Genomic DNA, 18,358 nt, shown 5'->3' with positions numbered 1-18,358 from the left:
GTGACTTACTCAAAGGCCACAAGCTTGCGACCTCGCCGCCGACACACTGGCGGCTTTTTTGGTGTGCGGGAATGTCTGCGCCTGGTCGTCGAAGCTGGCTCCGGAATTTCACCAAAGCCCCGACAACGGGAATTACCGGATCTCCCTGTTGTAAAGTCGCCCCATCTCATCCCTGAACGCCTGGATCAATGGCTCGCGCAATCTTCCATTCTTGATTATCAATGAGAACTCCGCCTGATATCCGAAGCTTTCCGGAAGCAATCTCAACAGGCGCCCTTCTGTCTCCCAGCTACGTGCCAGGTGATCGGGGAGATACCCAATGTAGCTGCCGGACAGCGCAAGAATGAGCGCTGCCTCCATGCTTTCCACTGTCGCGGAACACTCCTTGAAGCCATGCTTCAGAATCTCTGAACTTGACCAGTACCCTCTATTGATGAGCGCGTACTGGCGAACCCTGTCAGCATCGACTTCCGCTTCCTTGGACAACGGATGCCTATCGCTGCAGTAAAGCCAGTGTTGCTCGATGTACAGATGTATGTACTTCAACCCACTCATCTTGGTTGGCAACGCCCCGATCGCCAGGTCGATCTTCCCTTCCAGCACTTCTCTTTGCAGTTCGAAAGGGCTGAGCATTTTCAAGTTGATATGAACCTTGGGATTCTTCGATGTGAAGTCGCCAAGTAGATCGACTATGTTGACCTGCTTGTCAGTCAGCATCGAATCCAGTATCCCAACGGATATGGTTCCTCGCAGCTCACCTTTCAGTTCAATGACGTAGTTCTCGAAATTATCGATCTGACCAATCAGGAACTGCGCCTCATCGAGTATGAGCTGCCCTTTACTGGTGAGACTGAAGCCTGATCGCCCCCGGCTGCACAACTGCATGCCCAGCTGCTCTTCCAGCTGACTCATATAAGAGCTGATAGCCGGCGTAGACATATTCAGCTCTTGTTGGGCAGCTGAAAAACCCTTGTTTCTTGCCACCGCGATAAAAATGCGCAACAGGCGAATGTTATAAATGCTCTCTTTCATGACCACCACCAGCCAGAACCTGTGCCCGCACCTTCATACCGGATAATCAAGCCCTGGGCAAACCTCCTGGCATTATGTTCATAATTTCATTAACTGAAGATCTGGGCTTCAAGGATTTATCCAAGCCCCCACTCAAGAATCAAATAGAGAGGAACATTCCAGGAAACCCTGCAGCCAGGAACCGAGGCGACTCATGTCTGATGCCAAACTCAAGAAAGACCTGATAGACGGGACACTGTATGACCCTCAGAAACGGCCGCGTTTCAACGAAATTGCAAGTTTCATGCGCGCGCCTGTGGCCGAATCGCTGGATGGCGTAGATATCGGCCTGATTGGTGTGCCATTTGACGGTGGAACTTCATTCAAACCCGGCGCGCGTCTGGGGCCTCGGGGGATTCGTCAGCAATCCTGCCTCATGCGGACCAGGAACCACTCTTCCGGCATCGCCCCATTCGAGATATGCAATATTTTCGATCTCGGCGATGTTTATCTCGAGAAGATGTACAACATCGAGGATGCCCATAGGTGCATCGAGCATTATTACCGCGAAATCTGCGCTCGAAACATCATGCCGCTAACAGTCGGTGGCGATCACTCCATCACCTATCCGATCTTCAAGTCCCTCGCGAAGGACGGGCCGATCGGCATGGTCCATATCGATGCCCACACCGATACCTGGGACAGCCTGTATGGCTCCAAATTCTTCCATGGCGCTCCGTTCAGGCGAGCGGTAGAAGACGGCCTGCTGGATCCCCGGCGCACCATTCAGATCGGCATTCGTGGGTCGGAACATTCCGGAACGCCCAACTACAGCCTGGAATGCGGCATGCGCGTGATCTTCATCGATGAGTTCGACGAACTGGGTGTGGATGGGGTCCTGCAAGAGGTGCGTCGTGTCGTTGGCGATGGAAAGACCTATGTCTCGTTCGACGTTGATGGCCTTGACCCTGCCTTCGCGCCTGGTACCGGGACACCTGAGTCAGGCGGAATCTCCATGAGGGAGGCCCTTCGGCTGATCAAAGGGTTGCGTGGGTTGAACCTGATCGGCGGTGACGTCGTCGAGGTCGCTCCGGACCTGGACCCTTCCGGCATGACGGCACTCAATGCCGCAACGCTCATGTTCGAGATGCTGTGTGTGCTTGCGGACGCCCGAGCCAACCGCTGACTCGATTGGAAAAAGGCACCGACTCGTTCTCATCGCCCTGACCGCCCGCGTCTGAGCTGAAACCTCTGAAGCGGACGACGGGCGTACCCGATCGGGGGGATCGCTGCGGGCGCCCTCCCCCTTGTAACCGCGACTCACGGCTATCCTCCACTCGGCCTCCGTAGCCCTACGGATGGCCGACCCGCGAGAGCACAAGGCATGATGGCGGCCGTGAAGCCCCTGACGATTCCCCGCACCCTCCTCTGGCTGCTCCTGTTCTGCCCCGTTGCGGCCTGGATCGGCTGGCAGGAGCATACCGACCGCTACGAGCGCTTCTTCCAGGACACCAGCATCGCCCAGCGCATGCTCAGCCAGAAGACCGTGCAGCACGAAGCGGTGCTGGCCACCCTCGCCGCCCTCTCCCACCCACCGATTCCCGAACGCCTGCTGCCCAGCCTGCAGCCCTCGATGCCGCAACTGCTTGGGCTGGGCCACCTGCAGGACGGCGCCTGGGCAGGTAGCACAGCGGCGCCGGCGGGGCTCGTGGAGGCGGTCGAGCGTGCTCGCGAGATGGAACGCCCCATCACCCTGGCGCTGGATGAGGCGCGCTACTGGCTAGTGGCGCCGTCGAGTTGGAGCCTGCTGCTGGACGCACGACTGTTCATTCCGGCCGCCGACTTCCCGCCGTCCCTCGCCATGCTGACCCTGGATGTGGGTGGCGGCCCGCTCACCCTGCTGGCACGCCAGGGCGCAGCCCCTTTCTCAGTGTCGGAGATCGACCTGCACAAGCCCCTGGGGGCCAGCAGCCAGCCCTTTCCCCTGCACAGCTGGCGCGCGCTCACCCTAGCCGACTGGCCCTGGGCGCAGTGGCTGGCCTGGGCGCTGGCCAGCGCATTGCTGGCGGCCGGTGCCGCCGCCTGGCAACGCTCCCGTGCCGAGGCCCGGCGCCAGCAGGAAGCCGTGCGCCTGGCGGCGATGACGCGGCTGAGCACCCTGGGGGAAATGGCCGCCGGCATCGCCCATGAGCTCAACCAGCCGCTGACCGCCATCCTCGCTCAGGTGCGCGCCGCCGAGCGCCTGCTGGATGACGAAGACGAGCGCCCCGCCGTGCGCCAGGCCCTGCTGGCCAGCGCCGGCCAGGCCCGCCGCGCGGCCGATATCATCCAGCGCATGCGCGAGCTGGTGACGCCCAGCTCGCCTGCGCCGCGTACGCCGGTGGACCCGGACGCCCTGGCGGCCTCCCTGCTGTTCCTGCGCCAGGACGAGCTGGCCGGGCGCGGCATTCGCCTGACCTGGAGCAACGCCACCCCCGGCGCCCGCCCCCTGGCCGACCGGGTGGCGCTGGAGCAGATCCTCCACAACCTGGTGCAGAACGCCGCCGATGCCCTGGCCGAAACGCCGGGTGCCCGCAGCATCCTGCTGCAAGGTGGCCTGGACGACGGCGAGTATGTCTTTCGCGTGAGCGACAATGGCCCGGGCATCGCAGCCGAATCCTTGCCGCGCCTGTTCGAGCCGTTCTACAGCACGCGGCCCCAGGGCATGGGGCTGGGCCTGGCGCTGTGCGAGACCCTGGCCGGCGCCATGGATGGCCGCATCACTGGCCGCAACCTCGAATCCCGGGGCGCCTGCTTCACCTTGCGCCTGCCGCTCGCCGGAGCCACCCCATGAGCATCCCCGCCCATTCCCCGCTGGTGTACCTGGTGGACGACGACGAGGCCGTGCGCGACGGCCTGGCCCTGCTACTGCGCAGCGTCGGCCTGCGCAGCGAGGGCCATTGCGACCCCCAGGCCTTCCTCGCCGCGTTGTCAGCGCAAGCGGTGGGCTGCGTGGTGCTGGATATCCGCATGCCGGGCATCGGCGGGCTGGATGTGCTGGACAGGCTGGCGGCGTGTTCCGACCTGCCGGTGGTGATGCTCACCGGTCACGCCAACGTCGATCTCTGCCGCCGCGCCTTCAAGGGCGGCGCCATGGAGTTCCTGCAGAAGCCGGTGGACGATGACGTGTTCCTCGATGCGGTGCAGGCCGCCGTGCGCAGCCATGTGGCCAGCCGCGAGCGCCAGGCGGTGACCCAGGCCGCCACCGAACGCCTGGCACGGCTGTCCGGGCGCGAGCGGGACGTGCTGGTGCGCATCGTCCAGGGCCTGAGCAACAAGGAAATCGCGCGGGAATTCGAGCTGTCGCCGCGCACCGTGGAAACCTACCGGGCCAACGTCTTCGCCAAGCTGGAAGCCGACTCCCTGGCGCAGCTGATCCGCCAGTACGCCAGCCTGCTGGATGCGCCTTCTCCGTAGCGCTACGGAGGCCGGGGCGTAGTCGGGCGAATACCGCGCGGCAGGCGAGCGGCAGACACTGGCTACTCCTGCAATCGATTGAAAAAGGACGTAGCCATGTCTCGTGTCTCCCTCGCCGCCCTGCTCTGCACCCTGACCTTCGCCGGCGCCGCCAGCGCCGAAGTGCTGAAGGAAAGCAACCTCTCCAGCGCCGATGCGCAGAAGCTGGCCGCCGCCACCGTCGCCGCCTGCCAGGCCAAGGGCTACAACGTCAGCGCGGCGGTGGTGGACCGCGCGGGCCTGCTGAAGGCCTTCGCCCGCGCCGACAACGCCGGCCCCCACACCATCGAGGCCAGCCGCGCCAAGGCCTTTACCGCCGTATCCGCCAAGACCGCGACCCTGACCATCATGGAGAACGCCCAGAAGAACCCGGGCGCCGCCAACCTGACCGACATTCCCGGCTTCCTGCTGTTGGGCGGCGGCGTACCGGTGAAGGCTGGCGATGCGGTGATTGGCGCCATCGGCGTGGCCGGCGCCCCGGGCGGTCACCTGGATGCCCAGTGCGCCGACGCCGTGCTGGCGGAGAACGCCGCGCTGTTCAAGTAAGCGAAGCGCAAAGCGCGGAAGGTATCCGGACGATGGCCAAAGCATCGTCCGGCAGCCGCCACTTCCTCCAGGCGCGCTTAACAGGGGGGTTCGGCTCGTGCTCGGTGTTGTTCTGGCGAAGCGACGGCGGCTACGCAGATGTGCTCAGCGGATAGCGGCCCATCACCCAGGACAACGCGAACAGCAGAAAGCAAAAACCCCTGACTTCTCTAGGAAATCAGGGGTTTTGCTTGAATCGGAAAGTGGCGGTGAGGGTGGGATTCGAACCCACGATACGGTTTCCCGTATACACACTTTCCAGGCGTGCTCCTTCAACCGCTCGGACACCTCACCGGATCTCTCTGAGGCGTTGGCCCCGTCGAGGTGCGCTAATTTAGTGGAGTACCTTTTGGAATGCAAACACTTTTTTCATAAATTTCATGCGTTTATGAAAAAACTTTGCGCCTGCCAATTTCCCCTTCCGCTGTCAAGGGTCCGCCGGGGGCTTTAGTGGGCTTCCGGCGTGATGCGGTTGGTTCCCCGCGCCCGCACTGACTCACCAGTCAGTCTCAGTCCTTTACCTCCACGGTGGCGCTCGCTAACGTCGATCCACTTCTTAACAAGGAACCTGCCATGAGTGAGCTGATCTCCTACCAACTCGAAGACGGCATCGCCACCCTGACCCTCGCCAACGGCAAGGTGAACGCCATCTCCCCGGATGTGATCGCCGCCTTTAATGCCGCACTGGATCGTGCCGAACAGGACCGCGCCATCGTGATCGTCACCGGCCAGCCGGGCATTCTCTCCGGCGGCTATGACCTGAAGGTCATGACCTCCGGTCCGCAGAACGCCATCGCCCTGGTCGCCGCCGGTTCCACCCTGGCCCGCCGCATGCTGTCCCACCCCTACCCCATCATCGTCGCCTGCCCGGGCCATGCGGTGGCCAAGGGCGCCTTCATCCTGCTGTCGGCGGACTACCGCATTGGCGTCGAAGGGCCGTTCAACATCGGCCTGAACGAAGTGCAGATCGGCATGACCATGCACCATGTCGGCATCGAGCTGGCCCGTGATCGCCTGCGCAAGTCGGCCTTCCACCGCTCGGTGATCAATGGCGAGATGTTCGACCCGCAAGGCGCGCTGGATGCCGGCTTCCTCGACAAGGTGGTGCCCGTCGAACAACTGCAGGAAACCGCGCGCGCCGCAGCCCTGCAGCTGAAGAAGATCAACATGACCGCCCACCGCAACACCAAGCTCAAGGTACGCAAGGCGCTCCTGGACACCCTGGACGCGGCCATCGAGCTCGACAAGCAGCATCTGGTCTGAATCCAGCCCCATGAAAAAGCCCCGCATCGCGGGGCTTTTTTGTCGAGGGTGACGCTACAGGGCTCCGCCGTTGTCGTCGCCCGCTTCTGTCCCGGCATGCTGGCCGTGATCGTCGCCCACATCATGGTCGGCGCCGTCGTCGGCACCATGACCAACGCCATGGGCTTCACCGACATCATGATCCGCGCCGTCGTCCGCGCCGTGACCAACGCCATGGGGTCCGCCGACGTCATGGCCGGCGCCATCGTCGGCACCGCGATCACTGTGGGAACTGCCGGAGCCGCTGTTGCTGGCGTGACCACCGCCATCACCGCTGTGGCCGCTTCCGCTTCCGCCTCCACCGCTGCCACTGCCGCTTCCGCCACCACCACTACCGCTGCCACTACCTCCGCCGTGGCCTCCTCCGCCACCTCCACTACCACCTCCACTACCGCCGCCGTGGCCACCACCACCGCCACCGCTGCCACCGCCGCCACCACCACTGCCACCGCCTCCTCCACCGCCGCTACCGCCTCCGCCACCACCGCCGCCACCGCCGCCGCCCCCATCCTTGGCGTAGGCAACCGATGAGCTGGAAAGGTCGCCCGGCACAACAGTGAACGACAGGCTCAGGACCGAGCAGATCGCAACTGCCAGTACGCATTTCTTCAACTGCATTTCAGGCCTCCCGGTGCTTTCTTATGGGTTACAACCTGAACCCTAGTGCCTGTAACAGAATATTTCAGACAGCCTGACCGGTGGCGATCCGGCGGGAAAACGCCGCCAATCCGCTGACAACGGCCTCGACCATGGTTGCGGGTGCGCGCAGCCAGGCGCTGTGGGGATTCTCCGAAGCGGGACGCGGCGACGGCAGAACACGCAGGGTGGGCTGCGCCTGGATCAGCGCCGCCAGACCCAGGGTCGAGGCAGGTGGAGCGAAGGGGTCGTTGCGCACACCGATGAACAGCGAGGGTGTCGGATTGTTGCCGGGGTGAGCCAAATCCAGCCCCAGGTGATCGAAGTTGCCGCTCCAGGCAACCCGCCCCCAGTCGCGCATCAATCGACGCGCCTCATGGCCACCAAAACCAATGGTCTTGCCCGGCAGGTAGCCGAACAGCGCGGTCAGGATGTTGAAGGTCAGCGCCACGCAAGGCGTCAGCAACCGCTTGCGACCCTGCCAGTTGCGGTAGTGGATATTGCCGCAGGCCACGCCCACCACCGCCACGTCGGCCTCGGGATTCGCGGCGGCGAACAGCGTGGCGATATGCCCGCCCAGGCTATGGCCCAGCAGCACCGGGCGCCCCGTGGGGAAATGCTCGCGGGCGGCCGCCAGCAGGCTCGGCACGAACTCCTCGACCAGGTCCCGGTAGCCGTAATCCAGTTGGCGATTCGGTCGCGGAACGCTTTCCCCCTGGCCGGGCCAATCCACCGTCAGCACATGGTTGCCGGCCGCCACCAGGCCAAGGGCGAAGGCCTCGTACTTGCGCGCCGCCACGCCGAGGGCCGGCAGCAGGATCAGCACCGGCCCGGCAACCGCCGAGCGATGAACCTGATAGGGGCAACGGAAACGTCCTGCACAAAAGCTGAAGGCCTCGGTCATGCCTGTTCTCCTTGTTGTGATCGCCGGGCGGGAAGACTCTAGAGCCAATACTCTACCCATGTCATTGAGAACCTTGGCCTTCGGCGAGACTCAGAGAATCAGGCGGGTTAATCTCCGCCTCAGATTGAATGGATGAAGGGACAGTCGAACCATGGGTCGAGTCGTTGCAGCCGCCGTCTACACCAAGGGCCGAAAGGTCACCGACATAAGCCTCGATGAAGGTAAGCAGTGGGCCGGCAAGCCGGGGCACTTCGTCTGGATCGGCCTGCATGACCCCGGCACGGAAGAACTCGGCAACCTGCAACGGCAGTTCGACCTGCACGAACTGGCCCTTGAAGACGCCCTCACCCGGCACACCCGACCCAAGCTGGAAACCTTCGGCGACGCCCTGTTCCTGGTGGTCTATTCGCCGATCGAGGTGAACGGCGAGTTGCAGTTCATCGAGACCCAACTGTTCACCGGCAAGGGCTACATCATCAGCGCCCGCTACGGTGAATCCACGCCCTACTCTCGTGTTCGCCAGCGCTGCGAGGCGCGTCCGTTGCTGCTGGAGCATGGCGAGGACTTCGTCCTCTATGCGCTGCTCAGCTTCGTGCTGGAAAACTACCGGCCGATGATGGATGACTTCCATTCGGAGCTAGAAGAGATCGAGCAGAACGTCCTGAAGCGCCCCCTGACCCAGGCCGATGTCGAGCGCATCCACTGCCTGCGCCGCGACCTGCTGCGCCTGCGGCGCTACATCGGCCCCATGGGCGAGATCTGCGAAGAACTGCAGCGCCTGGACTTCCCCTTCATCGACAAGCAGATGCGCCCCTACTTCCGCGACATCGCCATCCACGTCAATCGCCTGCTGGAAGACCTCACCGGGCTGCGCGAGATGGCGGACCACGCCATCGAGATCGGCCTCTTGCTGGAGTCCTCGCGGCAGAGCGTGGTGCAACGCAAGTTCGCCGCCTGGGCAGCGATTCTCGCCTTCCCGACGGCGATCGCCGGTATCTACGGGATGAACTTCCAGTACATGCCGGAACTCACCTGGCACTACGGCTACTTCGGGGTGATGGGGCTGGTGGTCACCGGCTGCACCGCGCTGTTCGCCAGCTTCAAGTACTACGGCTGGCTGTAGAGGCGCGCAGCAGGGCCGTCGTGATGGGTATCGCCGCGCTCAACCATCCTACGCGGGGCAGTCGCTGCGCCATGAGTTCAAATGAAAAAGCCCGCCTGATGGCGGGCTTTTTGTTGACGGCTGGCGTCAGGCGGCGCGATCGCGGGTGATGAAACGCATCATCCACTCGGCGACGGCGGCGCCCTGGTGGTCACGGTCCAGGCTGCTCACGCCCTGCTGGTAGACGTCCTTGCCGAGGGAGTCCTGGCGCAGCTCCAGCAGCGCGCGGGAGTAGTCGTGGACGAACTCCGGGTGCCCCTGGAAGCACAGCACCTGGTCGCCCACCGCATAGGCGGCGTTCGGGCAGAAATCGCTGGAAGCCAGCAGGGTCGCGTTTTCCGGCAGCTCGGTAACCTGGTCCCGGTGGCTGATCAGCAGGGTCAGGTCGTCCAGCGCGGGGGTCATCCACTCCGGCTTCTGCTTGAGCTGGTAACTGTGGGTGCCGACACCCCAGCCCTGGGTCGCGCGCTCGGTGCGCCCGCCCAGCAGCAGGGCCAGCAGCTGATGGCCGAAGCACACGCCCAGCAGCTTGTCGCCCGCCTCGTAGCGCGCCAGCAGGAACTCCTTGAGCGTGAGGATCCACTCGTCGTCGCCGAAGGAGTCGGCCTTGCTGCCGGTTACCAGGTAAGCGTCGAACCGCTCCCCTTCAGGCGGGTAATGCCCCTGCACCACGTTGTAGACACTGAACTCCGCAGGGATCGGCTGTTTGGCGAACAGCTGCTCGAACATCAGGCCGTAGCCTTTGTATTGGTCGACCAGTTCGGGGCGGAGAATGTCAGTTTCGAGAATGCAGATGCGGAGTGACATTAGCTCATGATTCCTGAGGGGGGCTCGTGTTGGGGAAAATGTGCGTTTTATTTAACACAGCACACGAGTGATTGAAATACCGCTCGCCCCACCCTTTGTCCTCTACCGCCCCATCAGGCGACAAGCTGCTCGCCAGTCCAGCCTATCCCTCCCGCCACCGCCCCCTGGCTCGGGGCTTTCGAGCCCCCGTAAAGCAAAACCTACAGCTCGCTGATCAACTATCGCCGGCATCGATACTCACCATGCTCGAAGGTCGTTTTTGCCGCGACGGGATTTTCGCGAATCTACGCCCACCCCAAGCCCCTGGACGCGGAGACCCGACATGAGCAACCCCACCGTCAAGTACGCACGCAACGGCGCCCTCGCCAGCCTCGGCCTGTATTTCGTCGTGACGATGGTGGTCCTGGCGGTGAGTTTCGGTTACGAACGCGGCCGTATCGGCGCAAGCCCGGCGGACGCCTCCATGAGCTTCTACCAGCAACTCAGCCAGAGCATCCCGGTGCTGTTGGCGAGCAAGAAGAAAACCGGCTGACACCAGATACAGGCACCCGCACCATGAAACAGCACAAGAACCGCCTCTACTTCCTTACCGCCCTGGCAGTCATGACCAACGGTTTCTCGCTGATCGGCTGCGCCCACGGTTCGGTGGGAGCGGTGGCCAAGAACATCGAGGCCAATCACAACATCGCCCGTGGCATCACCAACGAACGGGCTCTGCCCGGGCTTTCCGGCAACCCGCCGACCGACCGGGAATCGCGTCTGCCGGCCGCTTTCGACATGAGTTCGCTGAAGTGCTACAGCAGCTACCTGGCATGAAAGACAACCACGCCGGGCAACTTACGTTAGACTGCCGCCCCCGTTTTTCACTCAAGGGTGCGCCACAGTGTTCATCAAGGCAGTACGAGTCGGCCTGGGCCAACTGATTATTTTCCTCGACTTCATCACCCGCCCGCGCAAGCTGCGCCGCAGCCCCGAGGCGCAAGCCCAGGTGGCGGAGGCGACCACCGGCCTCGCGCTGTACCAGTTCAACGCCTGCCCCTTCTGCGTGAAGACCCGCCGCGCCATGCACCGGCTGAACCTGCCGATCGCGCTGCGTGACGCGAAGCATGACGAAACCCATCGCGCCGCCCTGCTGGCCGGCGGCGGCAAGATCAAGGTGCCCTGCCTGCGCATCGAGGAAAACGGCGAAAGCCGCTGGATGTACGAGTCCAACGACATCATCCGCTATCTGGATAGCCGTTTCGCCAAGGTGTAAACCGCGCGGACAAAAAAGCCGGCTCGTATGAGCCGGTTTTTTTATGCGGGGCCGAAAGCTAGAAGTTCTCGCCCTTGGCCGCCTTCTCCAGCAACAGCGCCGGCGGCTCGAAGCGTTCGCCATACTGCTCGGCCAGGTAACGGGCACGGGCGACGAAGTCGCGCAGGCCGTACTGGTTGATGAACTGCAGCACGCCCCCGGTCCAGGCGGCGAAGCCGATGCCGAAGATCGAGCCGATGTTGGCGTCGGCGACGGAATGCAGCACGCCCTCCTCCACGCAACGCACGGTCTCGATGGCCTGGATGAAGAGGATGCGGTCGCGCACATCGATCGCCGGTATCTGCCGGTCGGCCTTCTCGAAGCGCGCCTTCAGCTCCGGCCAGAGCCGCTTGCGGCCATTTTCCGGGTAGTCGTAGAAGCCGCCGCCCGCCGCCTTGCCGGGCCGCTTGTACTCATTGACCATCAGGTCGATCACGGCGAAGGCCGGGTGCTGCGGCAGTGCCTTGCCCTCGGCCTTGAGGTCCTCGGCCGTCTGGTTGCGGATGTGGGTCATCAGGCCCATGGAGACTTCATCGGAAATCGCCAGCGGCCCCACCGGCATGCCGGCCTGGCGGGTCTCGTTCTCGATCATCGCGGCGGATACGCCCTCGCCGAGCATGGCGATGCCTTCGTTGGTGAAGGTGCCGAACACGCGGGAGGTGAAGAAGCCACGGCTGTCGTTGACCACGATCGGCGTCTTGCGGATCTGCAGGACGTAGTCGAAGCCACGGGCCAGGGTCTCGTCCGAGGTTTTCTCGCCGCGAATGATCTCCACCAGCGGCATGCGATCCACCGGGCTGAAGAAGTGCAGGCCGATGAATTTCTCCGGTTTGGACACCGCCTGGGCCAGGCCGGTGATCGGCAGCGTCGAGGTGTTGGAGGCGATCACCGCATCCACCAGCGCATGGGTTTCGGCGGCGGCGCTGACCTTGGCCTTCAGCTCGCGGTTCTCGAACACGGCTTCGATGATCAGGTCGCAACCCTCGAAGTCGGCGTCACTGGCGGTGGCCTTGATGCGGGCGAGGATGGCGTCGCGCTTCTCGGCGGGCATGTGGCCGCGGCTAACCAGTTGCTCGAGCAGGCCCTGGGAGTAGGCCTTGCCCTTCTCGGCCGCCTCCAGGGAAACATCCTTGAGCACCACCTCGATGCCGGCGATGGCCGAGACATAGGCGATGCCGGCACCCATCATGCCGGCGCCGAGCACGCCGACCTTCTTCGTCACATAGGGTGCCGGGCCCTTGGGCCGCGAGCTGCCCGCGTTGATCTCGTTGAGCTGGAACCAGAAGGTGCCGATCATGTTCTTCGACACCTGGCCGGTGGTCAGCTCGGTGAAGTAGCGCGCCTCGATCAACTGCGCGGTGTCGAAGTCCACCTGGGCGCCTTCGACGGCGGCGCACATGATCTTCTCCGGCGCCGGGAAGCAGCCCTTGGTCTTGTCACGCAGCACCGAAGGAGCGATGGCCAGCATCTGCGCCACGTTCGGGCTTGCCGGGGTGCCGCCGGGGATCTTGTAGCCGGGGGTGTCCCAGGGCTGGGCTGCCTTGGGGTTGGCGGCGATCCAGGCGCGGGCCTTGGCCAGCATCTCGTCGGGGGTCTGCGCCAGGTCGTGGATCAGGCCTGCCTTGAGGGCCTGGTCCGGACGCACCTTCCTGCCTTCGGCGAGATACGGCAGCGCCTTCTCGATGCCCAGCAGGCGCACCATGCGCACCACGCCACCGCCACCCGGCAAGAGGCCCAGGGTCACTTCCGGCAGGCCGAGCTGCACGGCGTTGTCGTTCAGGGCGATACGGTGATGGCAGGCCAGGCAGATTTCCCAGCCACCGCCCAGGGCCGCGCCGTTGATGGCGGCCACCACCGGCTTGCCGAGGGTTTCCAGGCGGCGCAGCTGGCCCTTGATGCCCAGCACCATCTGATAGAAGGCATTGGCGTCGGCCTTGGTGACCTTGATCAGTTCATTGAGGTCGCCGCCGGCGAAGAAGGTCTTCTTGGCCGAGGTGATGATCACCCCGGCGATGGCGTCCTTCTCGGCTTCCAGGCGTGCGACGATCTCGCCCATGGCCTCGCGGTACAGGGCGTTCATGGTGTTGGCGCTCTGGCCAGGCATGTCCATGGTCAGGACGACGATATTGTCCTGGCCTTTCTCGTAACGGATGGCGTCTGTCATTTTTCTTCTCCGCCTCAAACCTTCTCGATAATGGTCGCGATACCCATGCCGCCGCCCACGCACAGGGTGGCCAGGCCGTAGCGCAGGTTGCGCGCCTCCAGCTCGTCCAGCAGGGTGCCGAGGATGGCGCAGCCGGTGGCGCCCAGCGGGTGGCCCATGGCGATGGAGCCGCCGTTGACGTTGACCTTCTCCTCCGCCACGCCCATGTCCTTCATGAACTTCATCACCACCGAGGCGAAGGCTTCGTTGACCTCGAACAGGTCGATGTCGGCCACGGTCAGGCCGGCCTTGGCCAAGGCCTTGCGGGTGGCCGGCGCGGGGCCGGTGAGCATGATGGTGGGGTCGGTGCTGGTCACCGCCGTGGCGACGATGCGCGCGCGCGGCTTCAGGCCCAGTTCCTTGCCCTTGGCGGCGGAGCCGATGAGCATCGCGGCGGCGCCGTCGACGATCCCGGAGCTGTTGCCCGGGGTATGCACGTGTTCGATGCGCTCGACATGGCTGTACTTGCGCAGGGCGGTGGCGTCGAAGCCCATCTGCCCCATCATCTCGAAGCTGGGCTTCAGCGCGCCGAGGCCTTCCAGGGTGGAGTCGCCACGGATGAACTCGTCATGGTCCAGCAGGACGATGCCGTTCTGGTCGGTGACCGGCACCAGGGATTTGTTGAAGGCGCCATTGCCACGGGCCTTGGCGGCCTTCTGCTGGGAGCGCAGGGCGAAGGCGTCGACGTCCGCGCGGCTGAAGCCTTCCAGGGTGGCGATCAGGTCGGCGCCGATGCCCTGGGGCACGAAGCTGGTGTGGAAGTTGGTTTCCGGGTCCATGGCCCAGGCGCCGCCGTCGGAGCCCATGGGTACACGGGACATGGACTCCACGCCGCCGGCCACCACCAGGTCCTCGAAGCCGGAGCGCACCTTCATCGCCGCCAGGTTCACGGCTTCCAGGCCCGAGGCGCAGAAACGGTTGATCTGCTGGCCGGAGACGGTCTCGTCCCAGTCGGCGACCAGGGCGGCGGTCTTGGCGATGTCGGCGCCCTGGTCGCCCACCGGGGTCACGCAGCCGAGGACGATATCGTCCACCTGGCTGGTATCCAGGTCATTGCGCTCGGCCAGGGCACGCAGCAGCCCGGCGATCAGGTTGACCGGCTTGACGCTGTGCAGAGCGCCGTCCTTCTTGCCCTTGGCGCGGGGTGTACGCACCGCGTCGAAAATGAATGCTTCGGTCATGGCGTCCTCTTGAGGCAGCTGATGGCACCGCGGGTGCCTGTTGTTCTTCTGGCTCGACCACCGGTGTCCCGGCAGGCTTTAGCTACCTTAGCGCCGTGGGCCAGGGGCTCAATGACGGAAGTGCTCACCCACATTGACCGCTGCGCTCAGACGAACGGTCAGTTGATGGCCAGTTGCCAGCCAGAGTGAAAGGGACGTGTCTGGCCTCGGGGCCGCTCGCTGGCTGCGTGCCACCTTCAATAGCCCGTCGCTTCTAGCAGCGCCCCGTTAGCTACCAACGGATATAAGCGATATGTGATGGCAGCCCTAGAGTTTGAAATGCAAGTAGCCGCAGCCGGGTTTTGCCGGGGCGGTCTTTGTCCAAAGCCACGGAGGAAGGTGGGGTTCCGGGCCGGCCGTAGGGAGTCTGGAACGACACGCCTCCAACAACAAAAAAGGCAGTTGGCCATGTTCAAGCAGCCGAAAATGCGGCAAGCGAGCCTGATCGTCTTTGCCACCACCGTCATTCTCATCCTTCCCAACCTGACCCGACTGGTCAGCTGATCCCACCACTCCACTGGTGTTCCTGTGCTGCGTACCGCCCCATGCGGTCAACGCAGCGCGGGTAGCCACCATGCCAGCAGCAGCGGAATCAGCACGAACGACAGCAGGGTCGAGCACATCACCAGGCTGGCCACGGCTTCCGGCGACCTGCCCGCACGCACCGCGAACAGGTAGTTGAACACCGCCACCGGCATGGCCGACTGCATCACCAGCACGCCCTGGGCCAGCGGCGGCAAGCCGAGTCCCAGGCCCACCAGCCAGCCCACGGCGGCGCCGCAGAGAATCCGCAGCCCGCCCAGCAGCATGCCGCTGCCCAGGTGATGCACGCGGATGCTGGCGAGCGACACGCCCAGGGTCAGCAACATGAGCGGGATGGTCATGCCCCCCAGCAGGTTGAGGGTGTTGGCCAGCCAGAGCGGCAGGTGCAGGTCCCAGATCACCAGCGGCAGGGCCAGCGCCAGGCTGATCAGGATCGGGTTGGCCAGGAGTTTCTTCGGTGAGCGTTCGCTGCCGGAAAGCAGCAGGCCGAGGCTGAAATGCCCCACCGAGAGCACCAGGAAGAAGGCCACGGCCAGCGCCAGGCCCTTCTCGCCGAAGGCATAGAGGGCGATGGGCAGGCCCATGTTGCCGGAGTTGGGGAACAGGTAGGCCGGGACCAGGATGCGCCAGTCCTGCCGGAACGCGCGGCTGAGCACGCTGCCGATCACGCCCATGGCCAGCAGCACCAGCAGGCAGGCGATGGCCAGTTGGCCGAAGGCGTGGCGGTCGATCTCGGTGCGGCTGAGGGTGGAGAGCACGAGGCAAGGTGTGCCGATGTTCAGCACCAGGCGCGCGATGAATTCGGTGGGATAGGGCTGGCCGGAACGCGCCCAGCCGTAACCCAGGCCGGCGGCTATCAGCACCGGCGCCATGACTGCGAACAACTGGGCCAGCATGGCCACTCCTCAAGGGCCGGGGACGTCCGCGAGGGGCGCCGAACAGGCTCTGGCAATGATGAAAACCCGCGATCCTAACGGCCCCGCCAGCTCCAGGCAATTGTGCTAGGTTGCCAGGACAACCCTCATGGGAGTTGCCATCATGCGTACTCTGTTTGCCGTACTCGCCTTGGCGCTCAGCCTGCCGACCGCCGCCGCTGAAACCGACCAGGCGGCCGCCGTGATCGCCATGCAGCAACCGAACGCCGTGCTGATCGACGTGCGTACCCCGCAGGAAGTGGCCGAAGGCACCATCCCCGGCTCGCGCAATATCGGCTACGAGGATATCGCCGCGCGAATCGCCGAAGTCGCCCCGGACAAGAACACCCCCATAGTGCTCTACTGCCGCAGCGGTCGCCGCTCGGGCATCGCCCAGGACAGCCTGCGGGAACTGGGCTACAAGCAGGTCATCAACGGCGGCGGCTACCTGGACCTGAAAACCGCGTTGCACAAGGACTGATAGATGCGCCAAGCGCTGCTTGCCCTGCTCTTCTGCTTGACCCCGCTCCACGCCGCCGAGCTGACCCTGGAACTGCCCGGCGGCACCCGCACCTGGGACACCGTCGCGCTGCTCGCGCACCCCAAGGCGCAGAATGTGACCATTGCCGATGATGTCTCCTACAAGAAGACCATGGCCTACCGCGCCGTGCCCCTGGCCGCACTGCTGGAAGGCGTGACGCCGGACCAGCACCTGCAGGCGGTGGCCCTGGACGGCTTCGCCGCCGAACTCGGCGCCGCGCCGCTACTGGCCACACAAGGCGCCCGCGCCTGGCTGGCCATCGAGGACCCGGACGAACCCTGGCCGCCCCTGGCCCGGGGCAAGCCCAGCGCCGGCCCTTTCTACCTGGTCTGGACCAATCCCCGCGCCGGCAATATCGGCCCGGAGCAATGGCCCTTCCAGGTGGCGCGCATCCGCTACCTGCCCGCCGTGGCGGAGCGCTTCCCCGCCCTGCTCCCGGCCGCCGATGCAGGCGCCGAGGTGCAGGCCGGCTTCGCCCAGTTCCAGAAGAACTGCCTGGCCTGCCATCGCCTCAACGGTGCCGGCGACGCCCAGTTCGGCCCCGACCTGAACATCCCCCACAACCCCACCGAATACCTGGCCGGCGATTTCCTGCCGCGCTACATCCGCGACCCGCAAAGCCTGCGGCGCTGGCCCGAAGGCAAGATGCCGGGGTTCTCGAAGGATGTGCTCAGCGATGCGGAGCTCGGACAGCTAATCGGCTACCTGCGGCATATGGCGGGGCGCAAGGTGGCGCCGTGACGGGCTGTCCTTGGCGGGACTCCATGTCGATCGGATACCCGTAGGTTGGGCCAAGCGCAGCGCGGCCCAACGATTGGGTTGTGGGCTCGGATGTTGGGCTTCGCGTCGCTCAGCCACAACCTACGGCCAGGCCTCCGTGCCATGATTGCGGCACACACAGCCCCCCTCAGACGTTGTACTCCACCGGCGGCGGCGGCAGTTCGTCGATCAGGTCCCGCAGCCCCTCGGCCCATTGCTTGCGGATGTCGGCGAAGTAGGCGTCTTCCTCCGTCACCCGATAGCCGGCCGGCAGGATCAGGCTGTCGCGGTGATAGACCAGCAGGTCCAGGGGCATGCCCACGGACAGGTTGGAGCGGATGGTGGAGTCGAACGACACCAGGGCGCAGCGCAGGCCCTCTTCCAGGCTGGTGTCGAATTCGAGATTGCGGTCGAGGATCGGCTTGCCGTACTTGCTCTCCCCCAACTGCAGGAATGGTGTGTCCTCGGTGGCCTGGATGAAGTTGCCCTGGGGATAGATGCTGTAGAGGTCCGGCGGGCTGCCGGCGATCTGCCCGCCCACCAGGAAGGAGCAGGTCAGGTCGGTGTTGCCGGCCAGCGGCGCGCCATCGCGGGCGACGACTTCGCGGATGGTCTCGGCCACCAGGGCGGTGGCGTCATAGAGCGTGGGCACGCTGTGCAGGTTCGCCACCGGACCGTCCAGGCGCTGCTTGAGCAGGTTCGCCACCGACTGCGACGTGGCCAGGTTGCCGGCGGTCTGCAGCACGATCAGCCGTTCTCCGGTGACGCCGAAGGTATAGAGCTTGCGGAAGGTGGCGATGTGGTCGATGCCCGCGTTGGTCCGCGAGTCGGAAACGAACACCAGGCCGTCGGCCAGGTGCATGGCGACGCAGTAGGTCATGCCGGTTCTCCTTGTTGAAGTTCCCCGCGTCGTGCTTCCGGCCGCCGGCCCTTCCGGGCTGGCAGTAAGCAGCGGCCGGCGCCGCGGGGAACCGTGGGGGCC

Annotated in this window: 19 protein-coding genes and 1 tRNA gene; 12 read left to right on the top strand and 8 right to left on the bottom strand. The window is 64.6% G+C overall.

Going from position 1 to position 18,358, the window contains the following annotated elements; translation table 11 throughout:
- Positions 1–132 precede the first annotated feature (132 nt).
- Entirely contained in the window at positions 133–1,032 is a 900-nt protein-coding gene (locus PCA10_RS11275) for a LysR family transcriptional regulator (RefSeq protein ID WP_041770216.1), read from the bottom strand.
- A 193-nt stretch (positions 1,033–1,225) separates the two neighbouring features.
- On the opposite strand from PCA10_RS11275, the gene speB reads away from it, so the two are divergent.
- From speB to PCA10_RS11255, 4 genes are all read left to right on the top strand, one after another.
- On the top strand, positions 1,226–2,197 hold the full coding sequence (gene speB / locus PCA10_RS11270) for an agmatinase (protein ID WP_016492200.1): 972 nt from the start codon (positions 1,226–1,228) through the stop codon (positions 2,195–2,197).
- A 201-nt stretch (positions 2,198–2,398) separates the two neighbouring features.
- Positions 2,399–3,844, top strand: a complete 1,446-nt coding sequence (locus tag PCA10_RS11265; protein ID WP_016492199.1) for a sensor histidine kinase — start codon at positions 2,399–2,401, stop codon at positions 3,842–3,844.
- A complete protein-coding gene (locus PCA10_RS11260) occupies positions 3,841–4,467 on the top strand; it encodes a response regulator transcription factor (RefSeq protein WP_016492198.1) in 627 nt (208 codons plus the stop codon). The genes PCA10_RS11265 and PCA10_RS11260 overlap by 4 nt, the downstream gene beginning before the upstream one ends.
- A gap of 96 nt (positions 4,468–4,563) precedes the next feature.
- Positions 4,564–5,052 (top strand): GlcG/HbpS family heme-binding protein, encoded by a 489-nt coding sequence (locus PCA10_RS11255; protein WP_016492197.1) that lies wholly within the window; start codon positions 4,564–4,566, stop codon positions 5,050–5,052.
- A 243-nt stretch (positions 5,053–5,295) separates the two neighbouring features.
- Here PCA10_RS11255 and PCA10_RS11250 read toward each other — a convergent pair.
- Positions 5,296–5,385 (bottom strand) — tRNA-Ser (locus tag PCA10_RS11250).
- 279 nt (positions 5,386–5,664) lie between these two features.
- Between PCA10_RS11250 and PCA10_RS11245 the strand changes: the two genes are divergently transcribed.
- Both PCA10_RS11245 and PCA10_RS31245 read left to right on the top strand, forming a co-directional pair.
- The gene (locus PCA10_RS11245) at positions 5,665–6,354 is read left to right on the top strand and encodes a crotonase/enoyl-CoA hydratase family protein (protein ID WP_016492196.1); all 690 of its coding nucleotides are present in this window, start codon (positions 5,665–5,667) and stop codon (positions 6,352–6,354) included.
- A 39-nt stretch (positions 6,355–6,393) separates the two neighbouring features.
- The gene (locus PCA10_RS31245) at positions 6,394–6,924 is read left to right on the top strand and encodes a hypothetical protein (protein WP_158491041.1); all 531 of its coding nucleotides are present in this window, start codon (positions 6,394–6,396) and stop codon (positions 6,922–6,924) included.
- 151 nt (positions 6,925–7,075) lie between these two features.
- Here PCA10_RS31245 and PCA10_RS11235 read toward each other — a convergent pair whose 3' ends face one another.
- The gene (locus tag PCA10_RS11235; protein WP_016492194.1) at positions 7,076–7,933 is read right to left on the bottom strand and encodes an alpha/beta fold hydrolase; all 858 of its coding nucleotides are present in this window, start codon (positions 7,931–7,933) and stop codon (positions 7,076–7,078) included.
- A 151-nt stretch (positions 7,934–8,084) separates the two neighbouring features.
- Here PCA10_RS11235 and PCA10_RS11230 point away from each other — a divergent pair, with 151 nt between their 5' ends.
- Complete coding sequence (locus tag PCA10_RS11230) at positions 8,085–9,056, top strand: magnesium and cobalt transport protein CorA (protein WP_016492193.1); 972 nt, start codon at positions 8,085–8,087, stop codon at positions 9,054–9,056.
- A gap of 126 nt (positions 9,057–9,182) precedes the next feature.
- On the opposite strand, the gene PCA10_RS11225 is transcribed toward PCA10_RS11230, so the two are convergent.
- The gene (locus tag PCA10_RS11225; RefSeq protein WP_016492192.1) at positions 9,183–9,902 is read right to left on the bottom strand and encodes an amidotransferase; all 720 of its coding nucleotides are present in this window, start codon (positions 9,900–9,902) and stop codon (positions 9,183–9,185) included.
- Positions 9,903–10,224: 322 nt separating this feature from the next.
- On the opposite strand from PCA10_RS11225, the gene PCA10_RS11220 reads away from it, so the two are divergent.
- The 3 genes from PCA10_RS11220 to PCA10_RS11210 all read left to right on the top strand — a co-directional run bounded on the left by PCA10_RS11220 (position 10,225) and on the right by PCA10_RS11210 (position 11,157).
- Positions 10,225–10,434, top strand: coding sequence for a hypothetical protein (locus PCA10_RS11220; protein ID WP_016492191.1), 210 nt, complete (start codon positions 10,225–10,227; stop codon positions 10,432–10,434).
- A gap of 23 nt (positions 10,435–10,457) precedes the next feature.
- Complete coding sequence (locus tag PCA10_RS11215; RefSeq protein ID WP_016492190.1) at positions 10,458–10,718, top strand: hypothetical protein; 261 nt, start codon at positions 10,458–10,460, stop codon at positions 10,716–10,718.
- 67 nt (positions 10,719–10,785) lie between these two features.
- Positions 10,786–11,157 (top strand): glutathione S-transferase N-terminal domain-containing protein, encoded by a 372-nt coding sequence (locus PCA10_RS11210; RefSeq protein ID WP_016492189.1) that lies wholly within the window; start codon positions 10,786–10,788, stop codon positions 11,155–11,157.
- A gap of 58 nt (positions 11,158–11,215) precedes the next feature.
- Here PCA10_RS11210 and PCA10_RS11205 read toward each other — a convergent pair whose 3' ends face one another.
- The 3 genes from PCA10_RS11205 to PCA10_RS11195 form a co-directional block, all read right to left on the bottom strand.
- Entirely contained in the window at positions 11,216–13,360 is a 2,145-nt protein-coding gene (locus tag PCA10_RS11205; RefSeq protein ID WP_016492188.1) for a 3-hydroxyacyl-CoA dehydrogenase NAD-binding domain-containing protein, read from the bottom strand.
- A gap of 14 nt (positions 13,361–13,374) precedes the next feature.
- Positions 13,375–14,580, bottom strand: coding sequence for an acetyl-CoA C-acetyltransferase (locus PCA10_RS11200; protein WP_016492187.1), 1,206 nt, complete (start codon positions 14,578–14,580; stop codon positions 13,375–13,377).
- A 590-nt stretch (positions 14,581–15,170) separates the two neighbouring features.
- The gene (locus tag PCA10_RS11195) at positions 15,171–16,058 is read right to left on the bottom strand and encodes an AEC family transporter (protein ID WP_016492186.1); all 888 of its coding nucleotides are present in this window, start codon (positions 16,056–16,058) and stop codon (positions 15,171–15,173) included.
- A 142-nt stretch (positions 16,059–16,200) separates the two neighbouring features.
- Here PCA10_RS11195 and PCA10_RS11190 point away from each other — a divergent pair, with 142 nt between their 5' ends.
- Together PCA10_RS11190 and PCA10_RS11185 are read left to right on the top strand one after the other, a co-directional pair.
- On the top strand, positions 16,201–16,557 hold the full coding sequence (locus tag PCA10_RS11190; protein WP_041770644.1) for a rhodanese-like domain-containing protein: 357 nt from the start codon (positions 16,201–16,203) through the stop codon (positions 16,555–16,557).
- Between the two features lie 3 nt (positions 16,558–16,560).
- Entirely contained in the window at positions 16,561–17,358 is a 798-nt protein-coding gene (locus PCA10_RS11185) for a c-type cytochrome (RefSeq protein ID WP_016492184.1), read from the top strand.
- Positions 17,359–17,524: 166 nt separating this feature from the next.
- On the opposite strand, the gene PCA10_RS11180 is transcribed toward PCA10_RS11185, so the two are convergent.
- Entirely contained in the window at positions 17,525–18,256 is a 732-nt protein-coding gene (locus tag PCA10_RS11180) for a proteasome-type protease (RefSeq protein WP_016492183.1), read from the bottom strand.
- Between the last annotated feature and the right edge of the window lie 102 nt (positions 18,257–18,358).

The sequence above is a fragment of the Pseudomonas resinovorans NBRC 106553 genome, from assembly GCF_000412695.1.
In the GTDB taxonomy this organism is placed as follows: domain Bacteria; phylum Pseudomonadota; class Gammaproteobacteria; order Pseudomonadales; family Pseudomonadaceae; genus Metapseudomonas; species Metapseudomonas resinovorans_A.
Note: the sequence above shows the minus strand (reverse complement) of the source record. Positions and strands in the feature narration are given on the sequence as shown.

Bases quoted from the DNA above. Each gene is read 5' to 3' on its own strand.
- PCA10_RS11255 (WP_016492197.1), top strand. From the start codon at position 4,564: ATGTCTCGTGTCTCCCTCGCCGCCCTGCTCTGCACCCTGACCTTCGCC.
- speB (WP_016492200.1), top strand. From the start codon at position 1,226: ATGTCTGATGCCAAACTCAAGAAAGACCTGATAGACGGGACACTGTAT.
- PCA10_RS11185 (WP_016492184.1), top strand. From the start codon at position 16,561: ATGCGCCAAGCGCTGCTTGCCCTGCTCTTCTGCTTGACCCCGCTCCAC.
- PCA10_RS11230 (WP_016492193.1), top strand. From the start codon at position 8,085: ATGGGTCGAGTCGTTGCAGCCGCCGTCTACACCAAGGGCCGAAAGGTC.
- PCA10_RS11180 (WP_016492183.1), bottom strand. From the start codon at position 18,256: ATGACCTACTGCGTCGCCATGCACCTGGCCGACGGCCTGGTGTTCGTT.
- PCA10_RS11275 (WP_041770216.1), bottom strand. From the start codon at position 1,032: ATGAAAGAGAGCATTTATAACATTCGCCTGTTGCGCATTTTTATCGCG.
- PCA10_RS11260 (WP_016492198.1), top strand. From the start codon at position 3,841: ATGAGCATCCCCGCCCATTCCCCGCTGGTGTACCTGGTGGACGACGAC.
- PCA10_RS11225 (WP_016492192.1), bottom strand. From the start codon at position 9,902: ATGTCACTCCGCATCTGCATTCTCGAAACTGACATTCTCCGCCCCGAA.
- PCA10_RS11215 (WP_016492190.1), top strand. From the start codon at position 10,458: ATGAAACAGCACAAGAACCGCCTCTACTTCCTTACCGCCCTGGCAGTC.
- PCA10_RS11220 (WP_016492191.1), top strand. From the start codon at position 10,225: ATGAGCAACCCCACCGTCAAGTACGCACGCAACGGCGCCCTCGCCAGC.
- PCA10_RS11190 (WP_041770644.1), top strand. From the start codon at position 16,201: ATGCGTACTCTGTTTGCCGTACTCGCCTTGGCGCTCAGCCTGCCGACC.
- PCA10_RS11200 (WP_016492187.1), bottom strand. From the start codon at position 14,580: ATGACCGAAGCATTCATTTTCGACGCGGTGCGTACACCCCGCGCCAAG.
- PCA10_RS11265 (WP_016492199.1), top strand. From the start codon at position 2,399: ATGGCGGCCGTGAAGCCCCTGACGATTCCCCGCACCCTCCTCTGGCTG.
- PCA10_RS11245 (WP_016492196.1), top strand. From the start codon at position 5,665: ATGAGTGAGCTGATCTCCTACCAACTCGAAGACGGCATCGCCACCCTG.
- PCA10_RS11205 (WP_016492188.1), bottom strand. From the start codon at position 13,360: ATGACAGACGCCATCCGTTACGAGAAAGGCCAGGACAATATCGTCGTC.
- PCA10_RS11195 (WP_016492186.1), bottom strand. From the start codon at position 16,058: ATGCTGGCCCAGTTGTTCGCAGTCATGGCGCCGGTGCTGATAGCCGCC.
- PCA10_RS11235 (WP_016492194.1), bottom strand. From the start codon at position 7,933: ATGACCGAGGCCTTCAGCTTTTGTGCAGGACGTTTCCGTTGCCCCTAT.